The organism is Stenotrophomonas sp. YJH_SMC_25, from assembly GCF_059369595.1.
This window is the reverse complement of the sequence record NZ_JCAFSV010000001.1, coordinates 272,590-294,736: the sequence shown is the minus strand read 5'-3', so window position 1 is coordinate 294,736 and position 22,147 is coordinate 272,590. Positions and strand designations below refer to the sequence as shown.

The 22,147-nt window shown below is 67.2% G+C and carries 22 protein-coding genes; 15 read left to right on the top strand and 7 right to left on the bottom strand.

Annotation, left to right across the window (positions count from 1 at the left end; translation table 11 throughout):
- Positions 1 to 50: 50 nt before the first annotated feature.
- Positions 51 to 1,067, bottom strand: a complete 1,017-nt coding sequence (epmB, locus tag AC5P7E_RS01415) for an EF-P beta-lysylation protein EpmB (RefSeq protein ID WP_044570623.1) — start codon at positions 1,065 to 1,067, stop codon at positions 51 to 53.
- 120 nt (positions 1,068 to 1,187) lie between these two features.
- Here epmB and efp point away from each other — a divergent pair, with 120 nt between their 5' ends.
- From efp to AC5P7E_RS01390, 5 genes are all read left to right on the top strand, one after another.
- Positions 1,188 to 1,754, top strand: coding sequence for an elongation factor P (efp, locus tag AC5P7E_RS01410; protein ID WP_005410381.1), 567 nt, complete (start codon positions 1,188 to 1,190; stop codon positions 1,752 to 1,754).
- Between the two features lie 201 nt (positions 1,755 to 1,955).
- On the top strand, positions 1,956 to 3,299 hold the full coding sequence (locus AC5P7E_RS01405) for a TRZ/ATZ family hydrolase (protein WP_005410380.1): 1,344 nt from the start codon (positions 1,956 to 1,958) through the stop codon (positions 3,297 to 3,299).
- Positions 3,300 to 3,324: 25 nt separating this feature from the next.
- Entirely contained in the window at positions 3,325 to 4,041 is a 717-nt protein-coding gene (ubiG, locus tag AC5P7E_RS01400) for a bifunctional 2-polyprenyl-6-hydroxyphenol methylase/3-demethylubiquinol 3-O-methyltransferase UbiG (RefSeq protein ID WP_099490349.1), read from the top strand.
- Complete coding sequence (locus AC5P7E_RS01395; RefSeq protein WP_114618895.1) at positions 4,038 to 4,733, top strand: phosphoglycolate phosphatase; 696 nt, start codon at positions 4,038 to 4,040, stop codon at positions 4,731 to 4,733. The genes ubiG and AC5P7E_RS01395 overlap by 4 nt, the downstream gene beginning before the upstream one ends.
- Positions 4,734 to 4,744: 11 nt before the next feature.
- Positions 4,745 to 5,449, top strand: coding sequence for a squalene/phytoene synthase family protein (locus AC5P7E_RS01390; protein WP_005410377.1), 705 nt, complete (start codon positions 4,745 to 4,747; stop codon positions 5,447 to 5,449).
- 105 nt (positions 5,450 to 5,554) lie between these two features.
- Here the strand turns inward: AC5P7E_RS01390 and AC5P7E_RS01385 are convergent, their stop codons facing one another.
- The 3 genes from AC5P7E_RS01385 to yidD are packed head-to-tail and all read right to left on the bottom strand — an operon-like array spanning position 5,555 to position 8,005.
- Positions 5,555 to 6,403: a M23 family metallopeptidase gene (locus AC5P7E_RS01385; RefSeq protein WP_005414018.1), complete on the bottom strand. Its 849-nt coding sequence runs from the start codon at positions 6,401 to 6,403 to the stop codon at positions 5,555 to 5,557.
- On the bottom strand, positions 6,403 to 7,749 hold the full coding sequence (locus AC5P7E_RS01380) for a dihydroorotase (RefSeq protein ID WP_012480835.1): 1,347 nt from the start codon (positions 7,747 to 7,749) through the stop codon (positions 6,403 to 6,405). Before AC5P7E_RS01380 ends, AC5P7E_RS01385 begins: the two co-directional genes overlap by 1 nt.
- 1 nt (position 7,750) lies before the next feature.
- Positions 7,751 to 8,005, bottom strand: a complete 255-nt coding sequence (gene yidD, locus AC5P7E_RS01375; protein WP_005414016.1) for a membrane protein insertion efficiency factor YidD — start codon at positions 8,003 to 8,005, stop codon at positions 7,751 to 7,753.
- 272 nt (positions 8,006 to 8,277) lie between these two features.
- Here yidD and dksA point away from each other — a divergent pair, with 272 nt between their 5' ends.
- Entirely contained in the window at positions 8,278 to 9,507 is a 1,230-nt protein-coding gene (dksA, locus tag AC5P7E_RS01370; RefSeq protein ID WP_005410374.1) for an RNA polymerase-binding protein DksA, read from the top strand.
- Positions 9,508 to 9,878: 371 nt separating this feature from the next.
- Here the strand turns inward: dksA and AC5P7E_RS01365 are convergent, their stop codons facing one another.
- The 3 genes from AC5P7E_RS01365 to cysS are packed head-to-tail and all read right to left on the bottom strand — an operon-like array spanning position 9,879 to position 13,006.
- A complete protein-coding gene (locus AC5P7E_RS01365; RefSeq protein WP_012480833.1) occupies positions 9,879 to 11,126 on the bottom strand; it encodes an MFS transporter in 1,248 nt (415 codons plus the stop codon).
- Positions 11,123 to 11,575 carry a SufE family protein gene (locus AC5P7E_RS01360; RefSeq protein WP_005410372.1) on the bottom strand — a complete coding sequence of 151 codons (453 nt, stop codon included), beginning with the start codon at positions 11,573 to 11,575 and terminating at the stop codon, positions 11,123 to 11,125. Before AC5P7E_RS01360 ends, AC5P7E_RS01365 begins: the two co-directional genes overlap by 4 nt.
- Positions 11,576 to 11,629: 54 nt before the next feature.
- Positions 11,630 to 13,006, bottom strand: coding sequence for a cysteine--tRNA ligase (gene cysS / locus AC5P7E_RS01355; RefSeq protein WP_005414013.1), 1,377 nt, complete (start codon positions 13,004 to 13,006; stop codon positions 11,630 to 11,632).
- A 187-nt stretch (positions 13,007 to 13,193) separates the two neighbouring features.
- On the opposite strand from cysS, the gene AC5P7E_RS01350 reads away from it, so the two are divergent.
- The 9 genes from AC5P7E_RS01350 to AC5P7E_RS01310 all read left to right on the top strand — a co-directional run bounded on the left by AC5P7E_RS01350 (position 13,194) and on the right by AC5P7E_RS01310 (position 22,147).
- Positions 13,194 to 13,757: a glycine zipper 2TM domain-containing protein gene (locus AC5P7E_RS01350; protein WP_024958440.1), complete on the top strand. Its 564-nt coding sequence runs from the start codon at positions 13,194 to 13,196 to the stop codon at positions 13,755 to 13,757.
- A 334-nt stretch (positions 13,758 to 14,091) separates the two neighbouring features.
- Positions 14,092 to 15,102, top strand: coding sequence for an N-acetylornithine carbamoyltransferase (locus AC5P7E_RS01345; RefSeq protein WP_099484818.1), 1,011 nt, complete (start codon positions 14,092 to 14,094; stop codon positions 15,100 to 15,102).
- A gap of 119 nt (positions 15,103 to 15,221) precedes the next feature.
- Positions 15,222 to 16,418, top strand: coding sequence for an argininosuccinate synthase (locus AC5P7E_RS01340; protein ID WP_005410368.1), 1,197 nt, complete (start codon positions 15,222 to 15,224; stop codon positions 16,416 to 16,418).
- Positions 16,419 to 16,569: 151 nt separating this feature from the next.
- A complete protein-coding gene (locus AC5P7E_RS01335; RefSeq protein WP_005410367.1) occupies positions 16,570 to 17,658 on the top strand; it encodes an acetylornithine deacetylase in 1,089 nt (362 codons plus the stop codon).
- Between the two features lie 25 nt (positions 17,659 to 17,683).
- Entirely contained in the window at positions 17,684 to 19,012 is a 1,329-nt protein-coding gene (locus tag AC5P7E_RS01330; RefSeq protein WP_005410366.1) for an acetylglutamate kinase, read from the top strand.
- Between the two features lie 3 nt (positions 19,013 to 19,015).
- Positions 19,016 to 19,618 carry a GNAT family N-acetyltransferase gene (locus AC5P7E_RS01325; RefSeq protein WP_114618897.1) on the top strand — a complete coding sequence of 201 codons (603 nt, stop codon included), beginning with the start codon at positions 19,016 to 19,018 and terminating at the stop codon, positions 19,616 to 19,618.
- Positions 19,615 to 20,568 (top strand): N-acetyl-gamma-glutamyl-phosphate reductase, encoded by a 954-nt coding sequence (argC, locus tag AC5P7E_RS01320; RefSeq protein WP_114618898.1) that lies wholly within the window; start codon positions 19,615 to 19,617, stop codon positions 20,566 to 20,568. Before AC5P7E_RS01325 ends, argC begins: the two co-directional genes overlap by 4 nt.
- A 20-nt stretch (positions 20,569 to 20,588) precedes the next feature.
- Positions 20,589 to 21,884: an argininosuccinate lyase gene (gene argH / locus AC5P7E_RS01315; RefSeq protein ID WP_114618899.1), complete on the top strand. Its 1,296-nt coding sequence runs from the start codon at positions 20,589 to 20,591 to the stop codon at positions 21,882 to 21,884.
- Positions 21,884 to 22,147 (top strand): YciI family protein, encoded by a 264-nt coding sequence (locus AC5P7E_RS01310; protein WP_005410362.1) that lies wholly within the window; start codon positions 21,884 to 21,886, stop codon positions 22,145 to 22,147. Before argH ends, AC5P7E_RS01310 begins: the two co-directional genes overlap by 1 nt.

The window sequence follows — 22,147 nt, the reverse complement described above, 5'->3', positions numbered from 1 at the left end:
CCGTGGGTCATCCCTTTTCCGCAGTAAAAGGGATGACCCACGCTACGGAATTACACCGGGCGCTTGCTCGGGTCGCCGGGCAGTTCGCGCACCAGCTTCGGGACCAGATAGCCGGACAGGCGCGCGGTCAACCCGGCAATCAATGCCTTGGCCCGGGTGTCGTCCACTTCGAAGTGGGCCACGCCCTCGACCCGGTCCAGCTGGTGCAGGTAATAGGGCAGCACGCCGGCGGCGAAGCTGCGCTCGCTCAGGTCCTGCAGGGCCTGCACGCTGTCGTTGACCCCGCGCAGCAATACCGCCTGGTTCAGCAGCTGGGCGCCGATGCCGCGCAGGCGCGCCATCGCCGCGTCCACGCTGGCATCGAATTCATTGGCATGGTTGGCGTGGACCACGATGGCCAGCGGCCACGGCAGGCTGCCCAGCCAAGAGACCAGTTCATCGTCCACGCGCTCGGGCAGCACGATCGGCAGCCGGGTATGGATGCGCAGGCGGCGGATATGCGGGATCGCGCGCAGGGCGTCGGTCAGCTCGGCCAGCTTGTGCGTGGCCAGCGACAGCGGGTCACCGCCGGACAGGATCACCTCGTCGATGTCCGGGTCGGCGGCGATGGCGGCTACGGCTTCCTGCCAGCCACCCTTGGCGGCGTTCTCCGCGCCATAGTCGAAGTGGCGGCGGAAGCAGTAGCGGCAGTTGATCGCACAGCTGCCCGTCGCCACCAGCAGGGCGCGGCCACGGTACTTCTGGATGACGCCGGTGGCCTTCTTGGCGGCACCATCACCCACCGCATCGAAGCTGAACCCGGGCGCCGGGCGCATTTCCTCGTCGATCGGCAGCACCTGCCGCAGCAGCGGATCGGCCGGATCGCCCTTGCGCATGCGGGCCACGAACCCCTCCGGCACGCGCAGCGCGAACTGGGCCATGGCCGCTTCGGAGACGCCCAGTGCCGCCGGGTCCAGCTGCAGCCGGGCCAGCAGCGCCTGCGGGTCGCGCAGTGCCTGGCGCCAGAGCTGCTGCCAGCGCGCGGGCGCGCCTGGCGACTGGGGCCGGGGGAAGGCGGAAAGCTGCATGGAGAGGGGGCCTGCGGTTATCATGGGGGCAGAAAAACAGTCGCCCACCGGCATCCGGTGGGCTTTCCATTCTAACGGCTCGCCGCACCCGCGGCGTTTTTGCCACTCAGGAGTTTACGCATGGCCAGCTACGGCATGAACGACGTCAAGAACGGGATGAAGATCCTGGTCAACAACCAACCGGCCGTCATCATCGACACCGAATACGTCAAGCCGGGCAAGGGCCAGGCCTTCACCCGCGTGAAGTACCGCCTGATCAAGGACGGCCGTACCCAGGAAGTGACCATGAAGTCGACCGACTCGCTGGATGCAGCCGACGTCGTCGATACCGACATGAACTTCATGTACAGCGACGGCGAGTACTGGCACTTCATGGACCCGGAATCCTTCGAGCAGGTCCAGGCCACCAAGGCCGGCATGGGCGGCGCCGAGAAGTGGCTGAAGGGCGAGGAGTCCTGCGTGGTCACCCTGTGGAACGGTGAGCCGATCTTCGTGCAGCCGCCGAACTTCGTCGAGCTGAAGATCACCGAAACCGATCCGGGCGTCCGTGGCGACACCTCGGGCGGCGGCGGCAAGCCGGCCACCCTGGAAACCGGCGCCGTGGTCCGCGTGCCGCTGTTCGTGAACCAGGACGAAGTGATCCGCGTCGACACCCGTTCGGGCGAATACTCCGCACGCGTCAAGTAATCCGGCGCAGCCGGATTACGGTAGTGACGGCCGCTGGCCGGATACGCGCCATCGCATTCGCGCTGGCGCTCCCATGATCTGCTTCGGCAGATCATGGGCCCCCGCTTCACGGGTCTCCAGACCCCGCCGCTTCGCGGCAGCCCCTGACTCAGGGGCGTGTCCCCCAGAAGTATCTCGCCGCCCCCCAGCCAGTGAGTCCGCATGAGCGATAGCCCGCACCTCCCCGAAGCCTGCGACCTGCTCATCGAAGCCGGTTACGTCGTTCCGATCGAGCCGCATGCGGTGGTGCTGGAAGACCATGCCGTTGCCGTGCGTGGCAGCGAGATCGTGGCCATCCTGCCGCGTGCCGAGGCGCGCGCGCGCTTCCGTGCCACCCAGGTGGTCAGCCGCCCTGAGGCCGCGCTGATGCCGGGCCTGGTCAACGCGCACACGCACAACCCGATGACCCTGCTGCGCGGCGTCGCCGACGACCTGCCGCTGATGACCTGGCTGCAGCAGCACATCTGGCCGGTGGAAGCGGCGGTGATCGGCCCCGAATTCGTCGCCGACGGCACCACCCTGGCCATCGCCGAGATGCTGCGCGGCGGCACCACCTGCGCCAACGAGAACTACTTCTTCGGCGATGTGCAGGCCGCCGTCTACAAGAAGCATGGTTTCCGCGCGCTGGTCGGCGCGGTCATCATCGATTTCCCCACCGCCTGGGCCAAGACCGACGACGAGTACTTCGCCAAGGCCGGTGAACTGCATGACCAGTGGCGCACCGATCCGCTGATCGGCACCGCGTTCGCGCCGCATGCGCCGTATACGGTCAACGATGCCAACTTCGAGCGGGTGCGGATGCTGTCCGACCAGCTCGACATGCAGGTGCACCTGCACACCCACGAGACCGCGCAGGAGATCAACGATTCAATCAAGCTGCACGGCCAGCGCCCGCTGGCGCGGCTGGATCGCCTCGGCCTGGTCAACGACCGCCTGATCGCGGTGCACATGACCCAGCTGACCGATGCGGAAATCCACCTGTGCGCCGAGCGTGGCGTCAGCGTGGTGCACTGCCCGGAATCGAACCTGAAGCTCGCCTCCGGTTTCTGCCCGGCCTGCGCCCTGCAGCGTGCCGGCGTGAACCTGGCGATCGGCACCGACGGCTGCGCCAGCAACAACGACCTGGACATGTTCAGCGAGAACCGCACCGCGGCGATCCTGGCCAAGGCCGTGGCCGATGACGCCACCGCGCTGGACGCGGCGACCACGCTGCGCGCGTCCACCCTGGGCGGTGCCCGCGCGCTGGGCTTCGGCGAGCGCATCGGTTCGATCGAAGTCGGCAAGCAGGCCGACCTGGTCTGCGTCGACCTGTCCGCACTGGAAACCCAGCCGCTGCACAACGTGCTGTCGCAACTGGTGTACGCCACCGGCCGCCAGCAGGTCAGCGACGTCTGGATCGCCGGCAAGCCGAAGCTGGTGCAGCGCGAGCTGGTCGGCATGGACCTGCCGGGCATCATCGCCAACGCGCGCCAGTGGCGCGAGCGCATCCGTCATATCCGCGCCTGAACCCCGGCGCCGCAAGGACTCCCTCATGACTGCCCCCCACGCTTCCTCCAATTTCGATCAGGCCGAGCTGGACAAGTTCGCCGCGCTGGCCAACCGCTGGTGGGACGCTGACGGCCCGCAGAAGCCGCTGCATGCGCTGAACCCGGTGCGCCTGAAATACGTGACCGACCGCGTTCCGCTGCGCGGCGCACGCGTACTCGACATCGGTTGCGGTGGCGGCCTGTTGAGCGAAGCGCTGGCCCAGGCCGGCGCCGACGTCACCGCCATCGACCTGGCCCCGGAGCTGGTCAAGGTCGCGCGCCTGCATGCGCTGGAAAGCGGCGCCAAGGTCGATTACCGGGTGCAGGCCGCCGAGGACCTGGCCGCCGAGCAGCCGGGCAGCTTCGATGTGGTGACCTGCATGGAAATGCTGGAGCACGTGCCAGACCCGGGCGCGATCATCGAGGCCTGCAAGCGCCTGCTGAAGCCGGGCGGCCACCTGTTCCTGTCGACCATCAACCGCACCGCTGCCGCCTTCGCAGTGGCGATTGTCGGTGCCGAGTACGTGGCGCGGCTGCTGCCGAAGGGCACGCACCACTACCAGGAATTCATCAAGCCGGCCGAGCTGGCGCGCTGGCTGCGCGAGGCCGACATGCAGCTGGTGGACGTCAGCGGCATGGCCTACGAGCCGTGGCGCAACCACGCCCGCCTGAGCAGCCGCACCGACATCAACTACCTGGCCTACGCGGTCAAGCCGGCATGACCTCCGCCCGCTTCCCGCGTGCGGTGCTGTTCGACCTGGATGGCACGTTGCTGGACAGCGCGCCGGACTTCGTCGCCACCTGCAACGCGATGCTGGCCGAACGTGGTCGTGCACCCATCGATCCGGCCGCACTGCGCCCGGTGGTGTCGAAGGGCTCGCGGGCGATGGTCTCGGCCGCGTTCCCGGACCTGGATGCCGCTGCGCGCGATGCACTGATCCCGGAATTCCTGCAGCGCTATGAAGCGTTGATCGGCCAGCACGCAGTGCTGTTCGACGGCGTGGCCGGCATGCTCGCCGCGCTGGATGAGGCCGGTACGGTGTGGGGCATCGTCACCAACAAACCCGAGTACCTGGCGCGCCTGATCCTGCCGCAGCATGGCTGGCAGCAGCGCTGCGCGGTGCTGGTCGGCGGTGACAGCCTGGCCGAACGCAAGCCGCACCCGCTGCCGCTGCTGCACGCTGCGCAGGCCATTGGCAATGCCGCCGAAGACTGCGTGTACGTGGGTGACGACGAGCGCGACATCATTGCCGCACGCGCTGCCGCCATGCCGTCGGTGGCGGCGCTGTGGGGCTACCGCCTGCACAGCGACGACCCGCTGGCCTGGCAGGCCGACGTGCTGGTCGAGAACGCCGAACTTCTGCAACTGGCCAGTCTCTGGCCGACCCGGCCGGCAGCCCCGGCCCAGCCGTAAGGAATCACGTAGTGAGCAGTACCGCGCTGGACAGTTTCCTCGACAAGTGGCGCAGCCGTTGGCCGGAATGGTCGGTGGCCGCCCCGTTCGTGGCCGAATCGCAACGCGAGCTTGCCGTGGCGTGGTTCGCGCTGCTGCAGGAGTTCGACGACATGCTCAATACCAGCGGCGATCCGCTGCCGGCCGATGCCAAGCTGGCATGGTGGGGCGAGGAACTGCGCAGCTGGGCCGGGCATCGTTCGCGCCATCCACTGGGCCGTCTGCTGGAGCCGGTGCGTGCGCCGTGGGCGCAGTTGGCCGAAGCGCTGCCGGATCTGGTTGAAGCACGCACCGTCGCGCTGGACGCTGTCAGTGCGGAGCGTGCGCTGGCCAACTACGCTGAAGCCGTGGCTGCGGTCGAGGCGGCCTTGTTCGCGGACAAGCCGCGCACCGGTGCCGGTCGCGCGGTGCAGTTGCAGACCCTGGCCCAGCGCCTGCAGGATGCCGGCGTGGCCGGTGTACCGCGCAGCCTGCTGGATGGTGATGCCAGCACGGCTGCACAGCGCTGGGCGCAGCATCTGTTGAAGGGCTGGGGCACGCGCGTGCCCGGCCCGCGCCCGCGCCGTGTGTGGTCCAGCCTGGCGCGCGCCCGCGTTGCCGCGCAGGCCGCAGGCAAGCCGATTGAAGCGACCCCGGTGCGCACCTTGTTGCGCGTGTGGTGGGCTGCGCGCGGTTGATCGATCGGCGCTGTTGACTGCTTCTGGTGGGTGCGGACCTTGGTCCGCACGCTCTGTGAGGTTGTGCCGACCAAGGTTGGCACCCACCAAAGCGCATTGCGCGCGTTACTTGCGTTCCAGTACCAGTAGTGGATCGATACGGGTATCGAACCAGTTCATGCCCCAGTGCAGGTGCGGGCCGGTGGCGCGGCCGGTGGCACCGACGGCGGCGATCACCTGGCCCTGCTCGACGCGGTCACCGACCTTCACGTCAATGCGCGACAGGTGCAGGAAGTTGGAGCTGACCCCGAAACCGTGGTCGAGCAGCAGCGTACCGCCGGTCAGGTACAGGTCCGGCCCGGCGAAGGTGACGATGCCGGCGGCCGGTGCCTTCACCGGGGTGCCGGTCGGTACCGCGATGTCCATGCCGGAATGACCGGCACCGGGCTGCCCGTTGTACACGCGCGCATTGCCGAAGCGACCGCTGATGCGGCCCTGCACCGGCCAGATGAAGGTCTGGGTGAAGTCGGTGCGGTCGTCATCGCGGGCACGCGCGGCGGTCACCTGCGCCTGTTCGCGCTTGATCCGCTCGGCAATCGCCGGCGGCGGATTGACCGTCTTCGGCGGCACGCCGTTGACCCGCTCGGTGGGCCAGTCGCGCGGCGTCACCGCAATGGTCGCGGTCTCGCTGCCACCATCGGGGCGCTGCACCTGCACGCGCAATGGTCCCTTCTCGTCGCGGCCGATGCCGAACACCACGCTGCCGTAGCCGCTCACCCGCAGCTGGCGACCGGCGTACTGCACGCGGCTGCCGGCGGGAACCTTGCCGATCACCAGTGCGCCCTGCGACGCACTGGCCGGGAACACCACGCGGCTGTCGATCAGGCTGCCGATGGCATCCTGCGCGTGAGCCGACGGTACGCTGAGCAGGGGTGCCGCCAGCAGCAGCGCCCCGGTAAATAGAGCCGCGCGCATCAGCGGTCGTAGGTCATGCGCTGGCCGGCGGGCTCGCCCACCAGTTTGCTGCCGTCCCACACCAGCTGGCCGTTCACCCAGGTGGAGGCCACGCGCGAACGGAAGGTCGTGCCTTCGAACGGCGACCAGCCGCACTTGGACAGCACGTCCTCGCGCTTGACGGTGAACGGCACGTCTTCCACAAGCACCAGGTCGGCGAAGTAGCCTTCGCGCAGGAAGCCGCGTTCTTCCACGTCGAACAACTGTGCCGGCGCGTGGGCGAATTTCTGCACCACCTGTTCGCGGGTCAGCTTGCCTTCGTGCACGCGCTCCAGCGCGGCCACCAGCGCGTACTGCACCAGCGGCAGGCCCGACGGTGCCTGCGCGTACGGCTTCTGCTTCTCTTCCCAGGTGTGCGGCGCGTGGTCGGTGGCCAGCACGTCCAGCACGTCGTCGGCCAGCGCAGCGGTGATCGCCTCGCGGTCGGACACTTCCTTGATGGCCGGGTTGCACTTGATCAGGTTGCCCTTGGTCGCATAGTCCGGGCGCGCAAAGTGCAGGAAGTGCACGCAGGTCTCGGCGGTGATCTGCTTGCGGCTGCCGTCGGCGCGGATCAGCGGGCCCTTCTCGAACAGCGCCAGCTCGTCGGCGGTGGAGATGTGCAGCACATGCAGGCGGGTGCCGTGCTTGCGCGCCAGCGACATCGCCAGCCGGGTCGACTTGATGCAGGCCTCGCGCGAACGGATGTCCGGATGCATGTCAGGGGTCAGCGCATCGCCGTACTTTTCCTGGAAGGCCTTCAGGTTGGCATCGATCATCGGCGTGTCTTCGCAGTGCGTGATGATCGGGGTCGGGCATTCGCGGAAGATCGCATCCAGCGTTTCCGGGTTGTCCACCAGCATGTTGCCGGTCGAAGCACCCATGAACACCTTCACGCCCGGGGCCTTCTTCGGATCCAGGGCACGGATCGCGTCGAGGTTGTCATTGCTGGCGCCGTGGTAGAAGCCATAGTTGGCCCAGGCGCGGCCGCGCGCGAGCTCGTACTTGGCTTCCAGGATGGTCGAATCCAGCGTCGGCGGGTTGGTGTTGGGCATGTCCATGAAGCTGGTCAGGCCACCGGCCACGGCCGCGGCCGATTCGCTGGCGATGTCGCCCTTGTGGGTCAGGCCCGGTTCGCGGAAGTGCACCTGGTCATCGATCATGCCGGGCAGCAGCCAGCGTCCGGCCGCATCCACCACCTGTTCGCCGTCGCGCGGCGCCAGCCCGCTGCCGATCTGCGCGATGCGGCCGTTCTCGATGCGCAGGTCGCCGTCGAAGGTGCGGCCTTCGTTGACCATCCGGGCGTTGGTGATGAGGGTGGAGGACATGTCAGTGTTTTCCTGTGCAACGGCAAGAGGGGGCGTTGGGAGACTCGGGCACGGGGTCGAAGCCGCCGGGATGGAACGGGTGGCAGCGACCGAGCCGGCGTGCAGCCAGCCAGCTGCCGCGCAGCGGGCCGTGCCGCGAGATGGCTTCCATCGCGTATTCAGAACAGCTCGGCACGAAACGGCAGCGTGGCCCCAGCAAGGGGCTGATGAAGCGCTTGTAGAAGCGCAGCAGGGCAATGAGCAGGCGCGAGATCACCCAGTCATCTTATGCCAGTTGGCATGAAGGCCGCATTTGTGCAGGATGGGCCGTTGGTCGCATGTCGCCGATGGCCTGCGACCGGTACCAGCACCTGCGGGTGCTGGCCAGGTTCCGTACCGCGCAAGGCGGTCCGTGTTCGTCGGACTGCCTCCAAGGGCGCCTTGACTCCAGGACTGAATGGAGCAGGGTGCCGAGGTTGCTGCTGCCGGTCGGGTAGGCTATAAAGGCCCGCTTTCCCGGGCCCCGGGGAATCCAAGGAAGAGCGTTTCGTGGCTGCTAAAAAAACTGCAAAGAAGGCCGCAACGGCCGCCAAGAAAACCGCCAAGCCTGTTGTGAAGAAGTTGGCGGCAAAGCCCGTTGCCAGGAAACCGGCCAGCAAGCCGGCGACCAAGGCAGCGTCCTCGCAACCGGCGGCCAGGAAGGCCACCGCAAAGAAAACGCCGGTCAAGGCAACCAAGCCGGTGGCGAAGAAGGCTGCTGCGCCCGCCAAGGCCAAGCCTGCCGCTGCCAGCAAGAAGGCGCCGGTGGTGAAGAAGGCCGCCAGCAAGGCCGCGCCGGTGAAGAAGGCTGCCGCCAAGCCAGTGGCGAAGAAGGCAGCAACCAAGCCGGCGCCGAAGGCGGTGGTGAAGAAGGCTGCAGCCAAGCCGGTCGCCAAGCCCGCAGCAAAGAAGGTCGCTGCGGCCAAGCCGGTCGCCACGCCTGCCGCTGTAAAGAAGGTTGCCAAGAATGTTGCCGCGCCGGCCGTAAAGCCGACCCCGGCCCCAGTAGTGAAGTCCGCACCGAAGCCTGCTGCCAAGCCGGCTCCGGCCAAGCCTGTCCCGGCCAAGACCGTGGCAGTGGCAGCAGCCCAACCGGCCTCCAAGCCGGCCCCGGCCGCCGCTCCTGCCGCCTCGAAGGCCCCGCAATCCAAGAATCCCGTGCCCGTTTCGAAATCGCCTGCCAAAACCGCCGTGAAATCCGATTCCGCCCCGAAGACCGTGTCGCGCCCTGTCGGCAAGGTTGCCGTGGCCGTCGCCGCCCGCTCGGCGGCACCGGCCCCGCGCAGCAAGTACAAGGTGGTCGAGTACAAGACCGACGAGGCCACCGGCCGCCCGATCCTGCCGGCTGGCTACAAGCCGTCCTCGGAAGAGGAATACATGAGCCCGCTGCAGCAGGAGTACTTCCGCCAGCGCCTGCAGAACTGGCGCGCGGACCTGGTGGAAGAGTCCAAGCAGACCATCGAGAACCTGCGCGAGGAAGTGCGTGACATCGGCGACGAAGCCGAGCGTGCGACCCGCGAGACCGAGAACTCGCTGGAACTGCGTACCCGCGACCGCTATCGCAAGCTGATCGGCAAGATCGACAGCACCCTGAAGCGCCTGGAAGCGGGCGACTACGGTTACTGTGTCGACACCGGCGAGGAAATCGGCCTGGAGCGCCTGGAAGCGCGCCTCACCGCCGAACGCACCATCGATGCCCAGGAGCGTTGGGAGCACCTGCAGAAGCAGCAGGGCGACTGATTCCCGCTCGTTGTATGGTCATGCAGAAAACCCGGCTTCGGCCGGGTTTTTTGTTGGGGGATCGTCGGTAAGCGACCGTGGCTGGCACGGGCAGTTGTGGCCGTTGACTTGGGTCCGCCTTGTAGCGAGCCGAGCACCGCAGGGGAATCGGGGGAGAAGAGGCGCCGCTGTTTGAGCGCAGCGAGTTCGGCGCCGTCCCCTGATTCACCGAGGAGCGCAGGGCACCGGTGCGCAGCACCGGCTCGCGGATGGCGGCGCGTTTCTTTGGTTACTTTCTTTGCGCGCGCAAAGAAAGTGACAAACCCATTCATCGAGGGAAAGTGACGTGGCCAGCCAAACGCCCGGCGCCGCCGAATCCGCTGTTCGCAGGCTCACTGCAGGTCGCGAAGATTCAACTTCCGCAGCGTCGGGTTCTTCCACGCGGTGATCCCGGCCACGCTCAGCACCGCAAACCCACCCAGCACCACTGCAGGCACCAGCCCCAGCAGACGGGCCATCGTGCCGGCATAGAACGCGCCCAGCTCGTTGGACGAACTGATGAAGATGCCGTTGATCGACGACACCCGTCCGCGCATTTCTTCCGGCGTGGCCAGCTGCAGGATGGTCGAGCGGATCACCACCGAGACGCCATCGAAGGCCCCATAGAACAGCAGGATCAGCGCCGACAGCCAGAAGTGCTGCGACAGCCCGAAGCCGATCACGCACAGGCCGAACCCCGCCACCGCGAACAGCAACACGCGGCCGGCATTGCGGTGCAGTGGGTGGCGGGCCAGCCAAAGGCCCACGCACACCGAACCGAGCGCCGGCATCGCGCGCAGGATGCCCAGGCCTTCCGGGCCGTGGTGCAGGATTTCGTGCAGGAAGGCCGGCAGCATCGCCACCACGCCGCCCAGCAGCACCGAGAACATGTCCAGCGCCATCGCGCCGACCATGATCCGGTTGCCGACCACGAATCGCGCGCCTTCGGCGATGCTCTTGAAGATCGGCGCGGCCGGATCGGTGTGCACCGGCTCCTCCACTTTCAGCGTGGCCAGGCAGGCCATCGCCACCAGTGCAAAGGCCGTAGCCACCGCGTAGGACAGGCCCTTGCCGCCGAAGCCAACCAGCACGCCGCCCAGCGCCGGGCCGGCCACCATGCCGGCCTGGAACACCACCGCGCCGAGGCCGGCGCCGCGCGCGAACTGATCGCGGGCCAGCACGCGGGCGAACAGTGCGTTGTAGATGGGCGAAAGAAACGCACGGACCATGCCGGTCAGGGCGATGGCCGCATAGATGGGCCACACGCCCTCGAACGGCAGCCAACCCGTCGCAACGCCGGTCAGCACCAGCGCCGTGGCGATCAGCCCGGAACAGGCGACCATGCCCAGCCGACGGCGCGGCAGGTGGTCGACCAGATAGCCGGCGAACGGCGCCACGCAGAAGAACGGCAGCACCTCGGCCAGGCCGACCAGGCCCAGCGAGAACGGATTGCGGGTGACTTCGTAGATGTGCCAGCCGACGGTGACCGCCACCACCTGGTAGGACAGCATCGCGAAGATGCGGTAGGCCAGCAGCTTGGCGAAACCGGGCCGGGACAGCAGGCCCAGCGCGGTGTCTTCGGCTGTGGCAGGCTCGCTCACGACGGGTCGCGCTGCAGCTGGGCCTGCGCGGTCTCGCGGATGAAGGCCAGCATCGCCGCCACGCCGTTGCTGCGGGTGGGGGAGAGGTGACGGGCCAGGCCGATGTCCTGGATGTAGCTGGGCTCGGTGTCCAGGATTTCCTGTGCCGAGCGCCCGGAGTACACGCGCAGGGCCAGGAAGATCAGTCCGGAAACGATGGCCGAATCACTGATGGCATGGAAGCGCAGCGACTGCGCGTTGCCTTCCGGCACGATCCAGACCATCGACTGGCAGCCGAGCAGGCGGTGCTCTTCGGTCTTCCATTCGTCCGGGAAGGCGGGCAGCTTGCGGCCGAGGTCGATCAGGTACTGGTAGCGCTCGGACCAGTCGCCGAAGAAGCCGAATTCCTCGGCGATGGCGGTCTGGGCCTCGGCGGCGGTAGGTTCAAGCGGGAACGGGGAGTCGGTCACAACAGTCTCTACAGTGGGGGCGTGGCCGGCGGGCCGGCCACGGGGCAGGGCAGGTCAGCCGCGCTTGCGCGACCAGCGCACGCCCTGCGGGGTGTCTTCCAGCACGATGCCTTCGGCGGCCAGCTGGTCGCGGATGGCATCGGAACGGGCGAAATCACGCGCTTTCTTGGCCGCAGCACGCTCGTCGATCAGGCCCTGGATGCGGGCATCGTCGCCGCCGTCGCCCGCAGCGGTACCGAACCACTGCGCCGGATCGGCCTGCAGCAGGCCCAGCGCCAGGCCGGCGCCGAGCAGCTCGCCCTTCAGCCGTGCCTGTTCGGCCGGGTCGGTGGCGCGGCGTGCATCGGCGGCGATGCGGGCCACTTCGGCCAGCGCCTGCGGGGTGTTCAGGTCGTCATCCAGGGTCGCCTCGACGCTGGCCGGGATCACCGCGCTGGCTTCGATCGACGCCAGCTCGCGCAGCGTGCCGTACAGGCGGTCCAGGGTGCGCACCGACTGCTCGATCAGGCCATCGGACCAGTCCAGCGGCTGCCGGTAATGGGCCGACAGCAGGGCCAGGCGCAGCGCTTCCGGCGGATGCTGGCGCACCAGGTCGTGTACGCGCTCGATGTTGCCCAGCGACTTGCTCATCTTGGCGCCGCCGAAGTTGAGCATGCCGTTGTGCAGCCAGTAGCGGGCAAAGATCCTGCCGCCATGCGCGCATTCGCTCTGCGCGATCTCGTTCTCGTGGTGCGGGAACTGCAGGTCGACACCGCCGGCATGGATGTCGATGGTCTCGCCCAGATGGGCGGCCGCCATCGCCGAGCATTCGATGTGCCAGCCCGGGCGGCCGCGGCCCCAGGGCGATTCCCAGCCGGGCAGGTCGTCGCTGGACGGCTTCCACAGCACGAAATCGCCCGGATCACGCTTGTAGGGGGCGACATCGACGCGGGCGCCGGCCAGCATCTCTTCCGGATCGCGTCGCGAGAGCTTGCCGTAGCCGTCGAAGCTGGCCACCGCGAACAGCACGTGGCCTTCGGCGGCATAGGCATGACCATTGGCGATCAGCTGCTCGATCATGGTGATGATCTGCGGCATGTGCGCAGTCACTTCCGGCTCGATGTCCGGCGGCACCACGCCCAGCGCGGCCATGTCTTCACGGTAGGCGGCGGCGAACCTGTCGGTGATGGTGCTGATCGGCACCCCCTGCTCGCGTGCAGCGGTGTTGATCTTGTCGTCCACGTCGGTGATGTTGCGCGCGTAGCGCAGGCCACCGAAACGCCGCCGCAGCAGATCGGCCAGCACCCCGAACACCACCGGGCCACGGGCGTTGCCGATGTGCACGTAGTTGTAGACCGTGGGGCCGCACACATACAGGGTCGGACAGGCCGGATCGAGCGGGGTGAACGGTTCGAGCTGGCGAGTCAGGTTGTTGTGCAGGCGCAGGGTCATGGGGCTGTGGCTGGGGGACAAGCCCGTGATTTTAGAACGTGTCGGCCCGCTTTGGGGCGCCGATTGCCACCGGTGGACGCCGGCTCCACCCAAGGTGGGGTGGGCAGGAGCGGCGTGGACGGGTAATGTTCAGCCCCTTGCGCTCGTCACTGCCTACACTATTGCCGTGTCCTTGCTCCCGTCGCCACTGAAATCCACCGCGTTGCTGACCCTGGCCTGCCTGTCGGCGACGGCCGCCGTGGCCCAGGCGCAGGAGGCCGAGCCGCGCAACCGGGTGGTGATCGTCGAGAACGTGAAGTTCGACTATGCGCAGGTGCTGAACGTCGAGCCGGTGTTCCAGACCCTGCGCGCGACCCGCACCGAGGAGCATTGCGAGCCGATCTCGACCCGCACCCTGGCCCCGGTCAACGTCACCGGTGAAGAGCCGGTCGAGGACAAGGGCCGGATCAGCCGCTTCTGGGACTCGGTGCGCTCGATGTTCAAGCGCAGCGATGAAGAGGTCTCCGAGGAGACCGCCGCCGAGACGCCTGCCCCGGCACCGGCCAACAACGGCCCGATGCTGACCCGCGACTGCCGCATCGTGCCGGTCGGGCGTGAATTCCGCCGGCCGATCGCCTATGACGTGGATTACGTCTACAAGGGCACCAAGTACCGGTCGCGCCTGCCGGAAGACCCCGGCAACCGGCTGAAGATCCGGGTTTCGATCACCCCCTGGGTCGGCCCCGAGCAGGGCGCCGCCGGTAATCCCTGATTCTGCGACCCCGGCCCCTTGCGTCGGCCCCGGCCGCATGCAAAGATTGGCGGCCATGAAGCTCACCGACTTCCAGCACGACAGCAGCGCAGCCCGACAGGCGTCGGGCATGACCTCGCGTGCGCGTCGACCGGAACCCCACATCCTCGCTGGGTAACCGGAGCTTTCTGCTGTTCGTCCGAAAAAAACCCAGCCCGCCGGCTGGGTTTTTTCGTTTCCGCGCTTCAAAAATGCATGTGCTGAAAGCTGCAACTGCAACCTTTTCGATCCACCTTTGCTTCCTGCTTTTCCCTTCCACCGCGTCGAACCCGGCGCCGCCACGCAAGGAAAGATGATGTCCCCCAAGCACTTCCTGAACACCCAGGACTGGAGCCGCAGCGATCTTGACGCGCTGCTGACCCAGGCCGCGCTGTTCAAGCGCAACAAGCTCGGCGACCAGCTCAAGGGCAAGTCGATCGCGCTGGTGTTCTTCAACCCCTCCATGCGCACCCGCACCAGCTTCGAACTGGGCGCGTTCCAGCTCGGCGCCCACGCGGTGGTGCTGCAGCCGGGCAAGGATGCGTGGCCGATCGAGTTCAACCTCGGCACGGTGATGGACGGCGATACCGAGGAGCACATTGCGGAAGTGGCCAAGGTGCTGGGGCGTTACTGCGACATCATCGCCGTGCGTGCGTTCCCCAAGTTCATCGACTGGGCCTACGATCGCCAGGACATCGTCCTCAACAGCTTCGCCAAGTATTCGCCGGTGCCGGTCATCAACATGGAGACCATCACCCACCCGTGCCAGGAGCTGGCCCACGTCATGGCCCTGCAGGAGCACTTCGGCACCCAGGACCTGCGTGGCAAGAAGTATGTGCTGACCTGGACCTACCACCCCAAGCCGCTGAACACCGCCGTGGCCAACTCGGCACTGACCATCGCCACCCGCATGGGCATGGACGTGACCCTGCTGTGCCCGACCGCCGACTACATCCTCGACGATCGCTACATGGGCTGGGCCGAGCAGAACGTGGCCGAGAGCGGCGGTTCGCTGAAGATCAGCCATGACATCGACAGCGCCTACGCCGGCGCCGACGTGGTCTACGCCAAGAGCTGGGGCGCGCTGCCGTTCTTCGGCAACTGGGAGCCGGAGAAGCCGATCCGCGACCAGTTCAAGCACTTCATCGTGGACGAGCGGAAGATGGCACTGACCAACAACGGTGTGTTCAGCCACTGCCTGCCGCTGCGCCGGAACGTGAAGGCCACCGACGCGGTGATGAATTCGCCGCAGTGCATCGCCATCAACGAAGCCGAGAACCGCCTGCACGTGCAGAAGGCGATCATGGCGGCGGTTGCCGGGCGCTAGATCGAACAAGGGGTAGCGCCGACCGTTGGTCGGCTGCTCCCGCAGCGGCGCATCCAACATTCCAGCCGACCAACGGTCGGCTCTACCGAATTCCCATCCCCCAAGTGGACCTGACTCCCATGAGCAACAAAGACGTCGTTCTCGCCTTCTCCGGCGGCCTGGATACCAGCTTCTGCGTGCCGTACCTGCAGGAGCGCGGCTACAACGTGCACACCGTGTTCGCCGACACCGGCGGCGTGGATGATGAAGAGCGCGATTTCATCGAAAAGCGCGCCGCCGAACTGGGCGTGACCAGCCACGTCACCGTCAACGGTGGCCCGGCCATCTGGGAGGGCTTCGTCAAGCCGTTCGTGTGGGCCGGCGAAGGCTACCAGGGCCAGTACCCGCTGCTGGTCTCGGACCGCTACCTGATCGTCGATGCCGCGCTGAAGCGTGCCGCCGAACTGGGCACCAACATCATCGCCCACGGCTGCACCGGCATGGGCAACGACCAGGTCCGCTTCGACCTGGCCGTGAAGGCGCTGGGTGACTACCAGATCATCGCGCCGATCCGCGAGATCCAGAAGGAACACACCCAGACCCGCGCCTACGAGCAGAAGTACCTGGAAGAGCGCGGCTTCGGCGTGCGCGCCAAGCAGCAGGCCTACACCATCAACGAGAACCTGCTGGGCCTGACCATGTCCGGCGGCGAGATCGACCGTTGGGAAGCCCCGGGCGAGGGCGCTCGTGGCTGGTGCGCACCGCGCAGCGAGTGGCCGGAGCAGGCGCTGACCGTCACCCTGAAGTTCGTTGAAGGCGAAGCCGTTGAACTGAACGGCAAGGCGCTGCCGGGCGACCAGATCCTGGCCCAGCTCAACAAGCTGTTCGCCCCGTACGGCGTCGGTCGCGGCGTGTACACCGGCGACACCGTGATCGGCCTGAAGGGCCGCATCGTGTTCGAGGCCCCGGGCCTGGTCTCGCTGCTGGCCGCACACCGCGCGCTGGAAGATGCGGTGCTGACCAAGCAGCAGAACCGCTTCAAGCCGGACGTTGCACGCAAGTGGGTGGAGCTGGTGTACGAAGGTTTCTACCACGACCCGCTGAAGACCGACATCGAAGCCTTCCTGAAGTCCTCGCAGGCCAAGGTGAACGGTGAAGTGGTGCTGGAAACCCGCGGTGGCCGCGTCGATGCAGTGGCGGTGAAGTCGCCGCACCTGCTCAACACCAAGGGTGCCACCTACGCGCAGTCGGCCGACTGGGGCGTGGAAGAGGCCGAAGGCTTCATCAAGCTGTTCGGGATGAGCTCCACTGTCTATGCGCAGGTCAATCGTGGTTGACCTGTGACGGGGTGCCGGCCGCTGGCCGGCGCCTCGCAACGTCGATGGAGGGTAGTGCCGGCCGCTGGCCGGCTCGTGGCACGGCTGGATCATTGCGGAGCCGGCCAGCGGCCGGCACTACCGATTTCGAACCCTACGGATATTCAGACACATGCTTGAACAGACGCTCGATCACCTGCAGGCCCTGGTGTCTTTCGACACCCGCAACCCGCCGCGTGCGATCACCACCGGTGGCATCTTCGATTACCTGCGCGCGAACCTGCCCGGATTCAATGTCGAGGTGATCGACCATGGCGCGGGCGCGGTCAGCCTGTACGCCGTGCGTGGTACGCCGAAGTACCTGTTCAACGTGCACCTGGATACGGTGCCGGACTCGCCGCACTGGAGTGCCGACCCGCATGTGATGCGGCGCCTGGACGACCGCGTGGTCGGCCTGGGCGTGTGTGACATCAAGGGCGCGGCCGCTGCACTGGTGGCTGCGGCCAATGCCAGCGATGGTGATGCCGCGTTCCTGTTCTCCAGCGATGAAGAAGCCAACGATCCGCGCTGCATCGCCGCGTTCCTGGCCCGCGGCATTCCGTACGAAGCGGTGCTGGTGGCCGAGCCGACCATGAGCGAAGCGGTGCTGGCGCATCGCGGCATCAGCTCGGTGCTGATGCAGTTCGCCGGTCGTGCAGGGCACGCCTCGGGCAAGCAGGATGCGGCTGCCAGCGCGCTGCACCAGGCGATGCGCTGGGGCAATCGCGCGCTGGACCATGTGGAATCGCTGGCTTCGGCGCGCTTCGGTGGGCTGACGGGCTTGCGCTTCAACATCGGCCGCGTCGAAGGCGGGATCAAGGCCAACATGATCGCGCCCGCTGCCGAAGTGCGCTTCGGCTTCCGGCCGCTGCCGTCGATGAACATCGACGCGTTGCTGGCCACCTTCGCCGGTTTCGCCGAGCCGGAAGCGGCGGTATTCACCGAAACCTTCCGTGGCCCCAGCCTGCCGGCCGGCGACATCGCCGAAGCCGAGAACCGCCGCCTGCTGGCACGTGACGTGGCCGATGCGCTGGAACTGCCGATCGGCAACGCGGTGGACTTCTGGACCGAGGCCTCGCTGTTCTCGGCCGGTGGTTACACCACGCTGGTGTTCGGCCCGGGTGACATCGCCCAGGCCCACACCGCCGATGAGTTCGTGACGCTGGAACAGCTGCAGCGCTACACCGACGCCGTGCACCGCATCATCGCCGCCGGCGCCTGATTCTTCCCTTTCCGACGAAACCGAAATGTCTCCTGCCCTCCAGCCCCATCGCCAGACCCGCCAGACCATCGTGCGCCTGCTTTCCAGCATGGCCAGCGCGAAGGAGATCAGCCAGTACCTCAAGCGCTTCTCGCAGCTGGATGCCAAGCGCTTCGCCGTGGTCAAGGTCGGCGGCGCGGTGCTGCGCGACGACCTCGACGCGCTGACCTCTTCGCTGTCGTTCCTGCAGGAAGTCGGGCTGACCCCGATCGTGCTGCACGGCGCCGGCCCGCAGCTGGATGCCGAACTGTCGGCCGCCGGCATCGAGAAGCAGACCGTGAACGGCCTGCGCGTGACCTCGCCGGAAGCGCTGGCGATCGTGCGCCGGGTGTTCCAGCAGTCCAACCTGAGGCTGGTCGAGGCGCTGCAGCAGAACGGCGCGCGCGCCACCTCGATCACCGGCGGCGTGTTCGAAGCCGAGTACCTGGATGTGGATACCTACGGCCTGGTGGGCGAGGTGAAGAAGGTCAACCTGGCACCGATCGAGGCCAGCCTGCGCGCTGGCTCGATCCCGGTCATCACCAGCCTGGGCGAGACCGCCGGCGGCCAGATCCTCAACGTCAACGCCGACTTCGCCGCCAACGAGCTGGTGCAGGAACTGCAGCCGTACAAGATCATCTTCCTGACCGGCACGGGCGGCCTGCTGGACGAGGCGGGCAACGTGATCGATTCGATCAACCTGTCCACCGAGTACGACCACCTGATCGCGCAGCCGTGGATCCACGGCGGCATGAAGGTGAAGATCGAACAGATCAAGGATCTGCTCGACCGCCTGCCGCTGGAATCGTCGGTGTCGATCACGCGCCCGGCCGACCTGGCCAAGGAACTGTTCACCCACAAGGGTTCGGGCACGCTGGTGCGCAAGGGTGAAAAGGTGCTGCGCGCCACCGCCTGGAACGAACTGGACCTGCCGCGCCTGAAGGGCCTGATCGAATCCAGCTTCGGCCGCGCGCTGGTGCCGGACTATTTCGAGAAGACCAAGCTGTTGCGTGCCTACGTCAGCGAGAACTACCGCACCGCGGTCATCCTCACCGACGAGGCAGAGGGCGTGTACCTGGACAAGTTCGCCGTGCTCGACGACGCGCAGGGCGAGGGTCTGGGCCGTGCGGTCTGGAACGTGATGCTGGAAGAGACGCCGCAGCTGTTCTGGCGCTCGCGCCATGGCAACCCGATCAATCACTTCTACTACGCCGAGTCCGACGGCTGCTACAAGCAGGACCACTGGAAGGTATTCTGGTTCGGTGCCGATGGCATCGACCGGATCAAGACCTATGTCGATCATTGCGCGCAGCGCACCCCGAGCCTGCAGGGCTGAGCAATGAGCAACCTCGATGCCTGGAACACGGTTCCTACCCTGCGCGGCCAGCACGTAACCCTGCAGCCGCTGCAGATGGAACACGTGCCCGGCCTGCGCGATGCGCTTGAAGGCAGCGGCCTGGACCAGCTCTGGTACACCCAGGTGCCGTCGCCGGAACAGGCCGAGACCTATGTGCGGGCCGCGCTGCAGGCGCAGAGCGAAGGCAAGGTGCTGCCGTTTGTGATCCGTGATGCGGCGGGTGACATCGTCGGCAGTACCCGTTTCTATGACATGGATGCCGGTGTGCCGAAACTCAGCCTCGGCTACACCTGGTATGCGCCGCGCGTGCAGCGTACCGGCGCCAACACCGAAGCCAAGCTGTTGCTGCTGCAGCACGCCTTCGAAACGCTGGGCTGCATCAGCGTGGTGCTGGAAACCAGCTGGTTCAACGCCACCTCGCGCACTGCCATCGCCCGCCTCGGCGCCAAGCAGGACGGCGTGCTGCGCAATCACAAGCGGCATGCCGACGGCACGCCGCGCGACACCGTCATCTTCTCCATCATCGATGCGGAATGGCAGGGCGTGAAGCGCCACCTGCAGTACCGCCTGGACAGCCACGCATGAACGATTCGACCTTTACCCTTGGCATCGTCGGTGCCCGCGGCCATACCGGTGCCGAGCTGATCAAGCTGGTGGCCGCCCATCCGCGGCTGGAACTGGCTTTCGTCTCCTCGCGCGAGCGCGCCGGGCAGCGCCTGTCCGACCATCACCCGGAATTCCAGGGCGATCTGCAGTACGAGAACCTGGACGCCGACGCGGTGGCGGCCAAGGGTGTGGACGCAGTGATCCTGGCCCTGCCCAATGGCCTGGCCGCACCGTTCGTGGCTGCGCTGGAAGCGGCGAAGCCGGACACCGTCATCGTCGATCTCTCGGCCGACTATCGCTTCGACAACGGCTGGTACTACGGCCTGCCGGAGCTGACCCGCGGCCGCTACAACGGCCAGAAGCACATCAGCAACCCGGGCTGCTATGCCACGGCGATGCAGCTGGCGGTGCATCCGCTGCTGGACCTGCTGGCCGGTCCGCCGCAGTGCTTCGGTGTCTCCGGCTACTCCGGCGCCGGTACCACGCCGTCGGACAAGAACAACGTCGAACTGCTGGCCGACAACCTGATGCCCTACGCGCTGACCAACCACGTGCACGAGCGCGAGGTGTCGGTGCAGCTGGGCGTGGCTGTTGAATTCATGCCACATGTCGCGCCGCATTTCCGGGGCATCACGCTTACCGCCAACCTGTGGCTGAACCGCGTGCAGACCCGCGAACAGATCGTCGAGCGCTTCCAGCAGGCCTATGCCGGCGAACCCCTGATCGACGTGGTGGATGACGCGCCGTGGGTCAGTCGCATCGCCGGCCGACACGGTGCCCAGGTCGGTGGCTTCACGCTCGCGCCGGGCGGCAAGCGGGTCGTCGTGGTGGCGACCCTGGACAACCTGCTCAAGGGCGCGGCCACCCAGGCCATGCAGAACCTCAACCTCGCGCTGGGCATCGATGAACTGACGTCCATCCCGCACTGAACACGCCTTCCGGAGCCCCCATGGCAAACCTTCTTTGGCAGAAGCCCGGCGTCGCTGTCGACGCCCAGATCCAGACCTTCCTCGCCGGCGACGACGTGATCCTCGACCGCGAGTTCTTCCTGCATGACATCGCCGCCAGCGCCGCACATGCACAAGGCCTGCAGCACATCGGCATCCTCAGTGCCGACGAGCTGGACGGCCTGCTGCGCGAACTGGAGGTGCTGGCGCAGGACTTCCGCGAAGGCCGCTTCGTGCTCGATACCCAGTATGAGGATGGCCACTCGGCGATCGAAGCGCGCCTGACCGAACGCCTCGGCGATGCCGGCCGCAAGATCCACACCGGCCGCAGCCGCAACGACCAGATCCTGGTCGCCACCCGCCTGTGGCTGAAGGAGAAGCTGCAGCGCGTGGCACAGCTCAGCGCCGAAGTGGCCAAGGTCGCGCTGGACCGCGCACAGGCCGAGAAGGACCTGCCGATTCCCGGCTACACCCACATCCAGCGCGCCGTAGTGTCCTCGGCCGGCATGTGGTGGGCGGGCTGGGCCGAGGCCTTCATCGACAATGCCATCCGCGCGCGTGACACCCATGCGCTGGTCGATGCCAATCCGCTCGGCACGGCTGCCGGCTACGGCGTGAACCTGCCGCTGGACCGCGAACACACCACGGCCGCGCTCGGTTTCGCGCGCATGCAGATCTCGCCGATCTACGCACAGCTGTCGCGCGGCAAGTTCGAGCTGGCCGCGCTGGAAGCGCTCGGTGGTGCCACGCTGGACCTGCGCCGCATCGCCTGGGACCTGTCGCTGTTCACCAGCGCCGAGTTCGGCTTCGTCGCGCTGCCGGCGCAGTACACCACCGGCAGTTCGATCATGCCCAACAAGCGCAACCCGGACGTGATCGAGCTGATGCGTGCGACCCACGCCAGCGTCGCCGCAGCGCGCACCGAGATCGAGCAGCTGCTGTCGCTGCCGTCGGGCTACCACCGCGACCTGCAGTCGTCCAAGGGTGCCATCTTCCACGGCTTCGGCCGTGGCCTGGCCGCGCTGGAGCTGCTGCCGGCGCTGCTGGCCAACCTGGAATGGCGTGACGACAAGCTGCGTGCGGCCATCGATTCGGGCATGTATGCCACCGACGTGGCGGTGGAAGCGGCCGTGGCCGGCGTGCCGTTCCGTGAGGCCTACAAGGCCGCTGCGGCCGGTGCCGACAGTGCAGGGCAGGGGCGTACCCCGGAAGGCAGCCTCGCCGCGCGCGTGTCGCCGGGTTCGGCCGCCGACCTGCGCCTGGACGAACTGCGCGCGCGCTGGCAGGCGCTGTCCTGATGGCGGGCACTGTCTACCTGGTGATGGCGATGCGCCGGCCGGACTTCAACGATGCAGCGGTGCAGCTGCACCGCGATTTCCTCGATGCGTTGCAGGCGCAGGGCAAGCTGCAGCTGACTGGTGGTTTCGCCGACGGCAGTGGTGGCGCTTATGTGCTGTGCAACGTGGACAGCCTGGCGCAGGCGCAGGCCATCGTCGCCACCGATCCGCTGGTGACGATGCAGGCCTCCGAGCTGACCGTGCACGAATGGAACACCCGCTGA

Bases quoted from the DNA above. Each gene is read 5' to 3' on its own strand.
- AC5P7E_RS01385 (WP_005414018.1), bottom strand. From the start codon at position 6,403: ATGCGCGCGGCTCTATTTACCGGGGCGCTGCTGCTGGCGGCACCCCTG.
- AC5P7E_RS01395 (WP_114618895.1), top strand. From the start codon at position 4,038: ATGACCTCCGCCCGCTTCCCGCGTGCGGTGCTGTTCGACCTGGATGGC.
- argH (WP_114618899.1), top strand. From the start codon at position 20,589: ATGGCAAACCTTCTTTGGCAGAAGCCCGGCGTCGCTGTCGACGCCCAG.
- epmB (WP_044570623.1), bottom strand. From the start codon at position 1,067: ATGCAGCTTTCCGCCTTCCCCCGGCCCCAGTCGCCAGGCGCGCCCGCG.
- efp (WP_005410381.1), top strand. From the start codon at position 1,188: ATGGCCAGCTACGGCATGAACGACGTCAAGAACGGGATGAAGATCCTG.
- AC5P7E_RS01345 (WP_099484818.1), top strand. From the start codon at position 14,092: ATGTCCCCCAAGCACTTCCTGAACACCCAGGACTGGAGCCGCAGCGAT.
- ubiG (WP_099490349.1), top strand. From the start codon at position 3,325: ATGACTGCCCCCCACGCTTCCTCCAATTTCGATCAGGCCGAGCTGGAC.
- AC5P7E_RS01330 (WP_005410366.1), top strand. From the start codon at position 17,684: ATGTCTCCTGCCCTCCAGCCCCATCGCCAGACCCGCCAGACCATCGTG.
- AC5P7E_RS01380 (WP_012480835.1), bottom strand. From the start codon at position 7,749: ATGTCCTCCACCCTCATCACCAACGCCCGGATGGTCAACGAAGGCCGC.
- argC (WP_114618898.1), top strand. From the start codon at position 19,615: ATGAACGATTCGACCTTTACCCTTGGCATCGTCGGTGCCCGCGGCCAT.
- AC5P7E_RS01325 (WP_114618897.1), top strand. From the start codon at position 19,016: ATGAGCAACCTCGATGCCTGGAACACGGTTCCTACCCTGCGCGGCCAG.
- AC5P7E_RS01340 (WP_005410368.1), top strand. From the start codon at position 15,222: ATGAGCAACAAAGACGTCGTTCTCGCCTTCTCCGGCGGCCTGGATACC.
- cysS (WP_005414013.1), bottom strand. From the start codon at position 13,006: ATGACCCTGCGCCTGCACAACAACCTGACTCGCCAGCTCGAACCGTTC.
- AC5P7E_RS01405 (WP_005410380.1), top strand. From the start codon at position 1,956: ATGAGCGATAGCCCGCACCTCCCCGAAGCCTGCGACCTGCTCATCGAA.
- AC5P7E_RS01335 (WP_005410367.1), top strand. From the start codon at position 16,570: ATGCTTGAACAGACGCTCGATCACCTGCAGGCCCTGGTGTCTTTCGAC.
- AC5P7E_RS01310 (WP_005410362.1), top strand. From the start codon at position 21,884: ATGGCGGGCACTGTCTACCTGGTGATGGCGATGCGCCGGCCGGACTTC.